Genomic DNA, 5156 nt, shown 5'->3' on the forward strand with positions numbered 1-5156 from the left:
CTGCCCGTCGCGCAAGAGCGCTGTGAGATAGACGGTCTCGCTGGAACGGTAGACGCCGCGCTCGGCATAAACGAACGCGTCGGCGCCGGCAGGCACCGCGCGGCCGGAGACGCCGCGGTCGGACAGGTCGAAGGCAGAGGACTTCAGGCTGAGAAAGGCATAATCGGCCTTCTCGCCGGTCACGGTGAGCATCGCAGGCGACAGGCCGCCCTCGCCGCGCGCAAGGCCGGCCTCGAACAGCACGTGGCCGGACTCGTCGGTCTTGCGGGTGGCCAGGATCTCGTTGTTCCGGGCAACCAGCCGCACCTCGGCCTTGCCGACCGGATCGGTCGAGGCCAGCGAGTTGACGAACACGTGGATACCGTCATTGGCGGAATAGGCTGCAACTCCGAGATCGGAGACGATGAACCATTGCGTGGCGAGCTGATAATCGTCGTCCGAGCCTGGGCCCTTTGCGGCGGCCGTCATCACATAGACGCCCGGCTGGAGCTCGCCGAGGGCCTGATCGACCGGGAATGCCGTGGTGACGTCCTGATTCAGCGTCATCGCGGTCGCGAGCTCGCCGGTCCAGACCTTGACGCCGCGCTCGCCGCCCAGATCACTGAGCTGATATTTCGACAGCGTCTTCTGGAAGTCGCTGTCGACCACCGTGTTGATCAGGTTGCGGTCACCGATCCGGAACACGTTGATATTGACCGCGGGCGTGTTGACGCTGACCACGGGAATGCCGCGCTGGCCGGTCCTGGGAAGCACATAGGCGCGGCTGGTGAAGCGCACGAAGGGTTTGCGGTCGCGCACATAGACGTTGAACTCGGCCGATTTCGGCAGCCCCTCCTTCACGGTGGACGGCAGGCCGGCGCGCAGATTGATGTTGTAGCGCTCGCCGTGCTTCAGCCCGTCGACGCAGAGCTGCTTGCCTTCGGCCGACAGCGCCGGCTTGTCCTGACCCGCGAGCGCCAGGAACGGGGCAAAGTCCGTGCGCTTTGCCAATTCCTCGGAGAACTGGAAGCAGGCGCGCGGGCTCGCCGAATCCGAGTCCACGGTATAGTCGAGCAGCCGGAAGCCGTGCTCGTCGCGCATCTTCTCATATTGGCCGCGGACGTCGGCGACCTCGCGCATGTCGAGCGAGAGCCGCAACGAATCCAGCGCCGGCCGCCACAGTTTGCGCTCCGACAGCGACTTGCCGAGCACGGCGAGCGCGTCGGCCTCCTCGCCCGAATTGCCGGCGCGCAGATAGGCGATGTAGGCCGCGGTCGAGGCGCGTTCCAGCAGGAAGGTCTGCTCGCTCGAGCTCTTTGGCGATATCTGGAAGATGACCTTGGCGAGCCGCAGCCAGTTGCCGGCGTCTTCCGGCGTGGTCGCCGCGATCTGGCCGAGGACCGACAGGCCGGTGCGATAATCATTACGCCGGAAGGCGGCGTCGGCATCCGTCTTCAGCGTCGCATTGGTCTTGGCGACCGGCCCCGCTTCGCTCTTGATCTGCGCCTCCAGCTTGATCGCGGAATCGGCCAGGTCGTCGCGCTTGAACGCTTTGTCAGCGGCTTGCGCCGCGCTAAGGCCGAGCGCCAGCGCGGCGCAGAATGTGACGGCGCGAACAAGACCGATCATGATGGACTCCCGGAAATCGCGGACAGCCGCCCGCAGGCAGCAGAAATGCGCGGAAAGGTGACAGACTCAAGGCGATGGAACCAAAGGTGCAAATCGTCGCATTCGCCATGGAAAGGCAAGCCCAGAGGAGACCGATCAAGTTATCGCCACGCACGCCGTCCTGATGGCGCAGCGATACCTGACCCGTCGATCGGCGGCCACATCCCGGAAGCTGGTCAGCGTTCCCGGCGATGTGATCCATCGTCCAGTCCGCAGCCGCTCAACCCGGCACCCTGACATGCCACCGTCTCGCTTTGTCGCGGCTCTGAGGAAAACGGTTCGGTTCAGACTTGGCGAAACACGATATTTTTCATATTTGGCATGGTAGATGAACGGCCGGCCCCCAAACGGAGGCTGGCGCAGCGACGGTCCCATAGCTCAACTGGATAGAGTAGCGGATTTCTACTCCGCGGGTTGCAGGTTCGAGTCCTGCTGGGATCGCCAAATATTTCAATCACTTACAGCAATCCAAGTGGCCGATTTTGTGTTGCGCTTGTTGCGCAAAATTGCTCAATACTTCCAACGACTCCCCACAACTCCCGGCTACTCGGCGCGACATGTAGCGCGACAAGGGCTGTGAATAGGTCGGACAGCGATGAAGTACCGCCCAGCGTGCGCGCGGGTTGTGCAACGATCCGTCGTTGATTCGCTGGGAGAGAAATCTATGGCTGAGGAAGCCGCTTCAATTTTGAAAATGTCAGACGCTGTTATCGCCGCATGCACACTGATCGGACCTATCCTGGCCGTTCAGGCGCAGAAGTGGATTGAGGGCTATCGCGAAAAGCGGGACCGCCGCTTCAACATATTTCGCACGCTCATGGCAACGCGCGCCGCCAACCTAACAGCTGCACACGTCGAAGCAATAAATGCGGTGCCGATTGATTTCTATGGTGACAAACCAATCATCGACGCATGGGAAGAATACTTCGAACACCTTACGAAGAGTACCGAAGTGGATGCCTTGTGGGGTCAACGCAGAATCGATCTTTTCACGAAACTGCTCGCGGCGATCGGGCAGCGAGTCGGTTATGCGTTCAGCGCCGCCCAAATGAATCGCATCTATTTCCCGAATGCCCATGGGAGAATGGAGGAAGATGCAAACGCGATTAGAGTCGGCATGGCCGCATTGTTCAAGGGCGACTTCCACCTTCCCTTGGCAATCAAGAGTATTCCCGTTGATCCGGCAACGGCGGAGCTACAGATGACTTTGCACAGGAAAATGAATGCGTCCTATGAGGACGATGGTTCGCTTCGCGTGCGCATCACCGAGGCAACGGGTGACTAAATGCGCAAGCCTAGAATGCATACCCGCGTGTGGTGGCGATTCAGCACTATGCGCAAGGAGCGTTTCAAGGAAGTTCTAAGGAAACACGCTGATGTATTCGATAAAGACTATTTGGAATCCATTCTGAAACGCCGCAGCGCCGCGCGCTCGATCACCTTTAAGCTATTCGCCGCTCAGATACCCATCTTTGCGTTCCTAATGCTTTCGCTCATTCCTGTCGAGGCAAGTGTAACGGTTTTCGGCGTTTCGCCTAAAGCATCTAAGAATCTGCGCGAGGTACTCATTGTTGCGTCGGCATTTGTCGGGTGCGGCTCAGCAATGTTGAACCACTACCTCGGGATCTTGGACGAAATCGTTGCGAGCTTTGTCGATCGGCGAAGCAAAGGCGACAAGGACGTGTCTGAATTCCTAGGGCTGGGACTCGGAACCAATTTCTGGTTTCTACCAGGCGTTGCCTATGGCCACGCGAGCGTTGGTTGGGGATTTCTTGCTTTCATAGGCTTGATTGGCCTACTCGGGATAATGCTGGTTCTCTGCACACTGCTGGTGCGGCTTACGTTCACTGGTGCATTCTGAGGGATATCTATCTGAATCCCAGTTTTTCGCTTTCGGTGAGCGTTTGGGTAATCACCTTCGTTTTGACGTGCGATTTTTTCACACTATTGCTCACGCTTCTCAGCAACGGAGGTATGCCACTTCAAGACCTAACGAATGTACTGGCCATCGCCAAGATCGGTGAGAAGGATCCTCAGAAGGCCAGAAAAATCTATCAGGCGCTGGCACGCGAACATGTGCGCCGACCGTGGTTCATGAGACTCATCTTTCCCATGAAGATGCCGAAAAATCTGCCGCCTGTTTAGCGTTTCAAATCCGCAACTCCCATGAACTCGTCGTGTGTTGCGGCCCGCTCAGTTCGGTTAGCGCCCACACCAACGCGTCGACACGATCCGGCGAATAGCCGACCTTGGCGCGATCGAAATCCGACGTGAACGCACACATCTGATCTTCCAGCACATCGAAGCCGCCGACGTGGTGAACCTTGCGCTGTTCGTAGAGCGCGGCGATCGGCTCGGCGCGCACCACCTTGCCGCGGCTGGCGTGCACGGCCTTGAAGCTCACACGGGAGTCGAGCGCGCGGATCGTCGCCTCGACCATGGCGCCGCCGTTGTTCACTTCGGCCAGGATCCGGTCTGCCTTGTGGCGGCGGTAAGCGTCGATCGCCTTCGCTGCCCATTCGTGCGGCGCGTACCGACCCGAGCAATCTTCGAGCACGTAGACCGCTCCGTCGCGCGCCACGCCGGCAACAATTATTCCCGTTTCGTCCGAACCTTCGTTATTCGAGACGGCCGGATCGATCGCTACCACGATGCGGCGCAGCTCCGGTGCCGCCGAAACGCGATCGCGGTCTAACCATTCCAGTTGCCAGAGTGCCCCGGGGTTATCTGAAAGCAGTTCGGCGTTCAGCTCCTGTCGACCAAGCCGCGTCCCCTCGTAGCGCTGGCGGATGGCCGCCAAGAACGTGGGCGCAAGGTTGGCTTCGTTCTCGAAGGTGGAGCCCCGCGTCACGACGACGTCTTTGCCCTGACGCGCCAGCAGCTCCTTGAGCAGCTTGATCGGCCTCGGGGTCGTGGTCACCAGCCAGCGCGGGCGCTTACCCAGGCGCAGACCGAATTGCAGCATATCCCATGTGCCCTGCACGTCCGTCCATGCGGCCAGCTCGTCCGCCCATGCCGCGTCGTGCTCGGGGCCGCGAAGCCGGTCGGCCTCCTCACTGGAAAAGGTGGTCGCGACCGCACCGTTCGGCCAGGTCAGCCGGCGCTTGCTCGACTCGTAGATCGGCCTATTCCACGCCGGCGCCGTGTTGAGCAGGCCCGACACTCCCTCGACCAGCGTATCGCGCGCATCGGCCGCCGTGGCTGCGACCAGGGCTATGCGGCCGGCCTGGCGGGTCTCGACGAGATCGTGCACCCAACCTGCCCCGGCTCGAGTCTTGCCGAAGCCGCGGCCGGCGAGGATCATCCACCCATTCCAGTCGCCCGGCGGCGGTAGCTGGCTCGGACGGGCCTTTGCGCGCCATCCACCGTCCTCCAGTGCATCGGCGAGCGCGGCGGCTATGCTGGTCATGGGTACGTCTCCGGTAGCGGTACGGGACACGGCGGCGGCAGCGCGATGGCATCGATCACCATCGGTGCCCTGCCCCCGTCGACCGGCTCGGCGTCGAGTT

The 5156-nt window shown here is 61.0% G+C and carries 4 protein-coding genes, 1 tRNA gene and 1 pseudogene; 4 read left to right on the plus strand and 2 right to left on the minus strand.

The window, feature by feature from the left end:
* A pseudogene (locus MOV75_RS26730) lies at positions 1–1608 on the minus strand (alpha-2-macroglobulin family protein); the annotation flags it as partial.
* A 406-nt stretch (positions 1609–2014) separates the two neighbouring features.
* Here MOV75_RS26730 and MOV75_RS26735 point away from each other — a divergent pair.
* The 4 genes from MOV75_RS26735 to MOV75_RS26750 all read left to right on the plus strand — a co-directional run bounded on the left by MOV75_RS26735 (position 2015) and on the right by MOV75_RS26750 (position 3792).
* Positions 2015–2091, plus strand: a tRNA-Arg gene (locus MOV75_RS26735).
* A 220-nt stretch (positions 2092–2311) separates the two neighbouring features.
* Complete coding sequence (locus tag MOV75_RS26740; protein ID WP_247006882.1) at positions 2312–2932, plus strand: DUF6680 family protein; 621 nt, start codon at positions 2312–2314, stop codon at positions 2930–2932.
* Positions 2933–3508 carry a hypothetical protein gene (locus MOV75_RS26745; RefSeq protein WP_247006883.1) on the plus strand — a complete coding sequence of 192 codons (576 nt, stop codon included), beginning with the start codon at positions 2933–2935 and terminating at the stop codon, positions 3506–3508. It abuts the gene before it with no gap.
* Positions 3509–3621: 113 nt separating this feature from the next.
* Entirely contained in the window at positions 3622–3792 is a 171-nt protein-coding gene (locus MOV75_RS26750) for a hypothetical protein (RefSeq protein WP_247006884.1), read from the plus strand.
* Positions 3793–3796: 4 nt separating this feature from the next.
* Here the strand turns inward: MOV75_RS26750 and MOV75_RS26755 are convergent, their stop codons facing one another.
* Complete coding sequence (locus MOV75_RS26755) at positions 3797–5056, minus strand: DNA-packaging protein (RefSeq protein ID WP_247006885.1); 1260 nt, start codon at positions 5054–5056, stop codon at positions 3797–3799.
* Positions 5057–5156: the final 100 nt, after the last annotated feature.

The sequence above is a fragment of the Bradyrhizobium sp. PRIMUS42 genome, assembly GCF_023006515.1.
Taxonomy (GTDB): Bacteria; Pseudomonadota; Alphaproteobacteria; order Rhizobiales; family Xanthobacteraceae; genus Bradyrhizobium.

Coding starts and splice junctions, on each gene's coding strand:
- MOV75_RS26750 (WP_247006884.1), top strand. CDS start 3,622: ATGCCACTTCAAGACCTAACGAATGTACTGGCCATCGCCAAGATCGGT.
- MOV75_RS26755 (WP_247006885.1), bottom strand. CDS start 5,056: ATGACCAGCATAGCCGCCGCGCTCGCCGATGCACTGGAGGACGGTGGA.
- MOV75_RS26745 (WP_247006883.1), top strand. CDS start 2,933: ATGCGCAAGCCTAGAATGCATACCCGCGTGTGGTGGCGATTCAGCACT.
- MOV75_RS26740 (WP_247006882.1), top strand. CDS start 2,312: ATGGCTGAGGAAGCCGCTTCAATTTTGAAAATGTCAGACGCTGTTATC.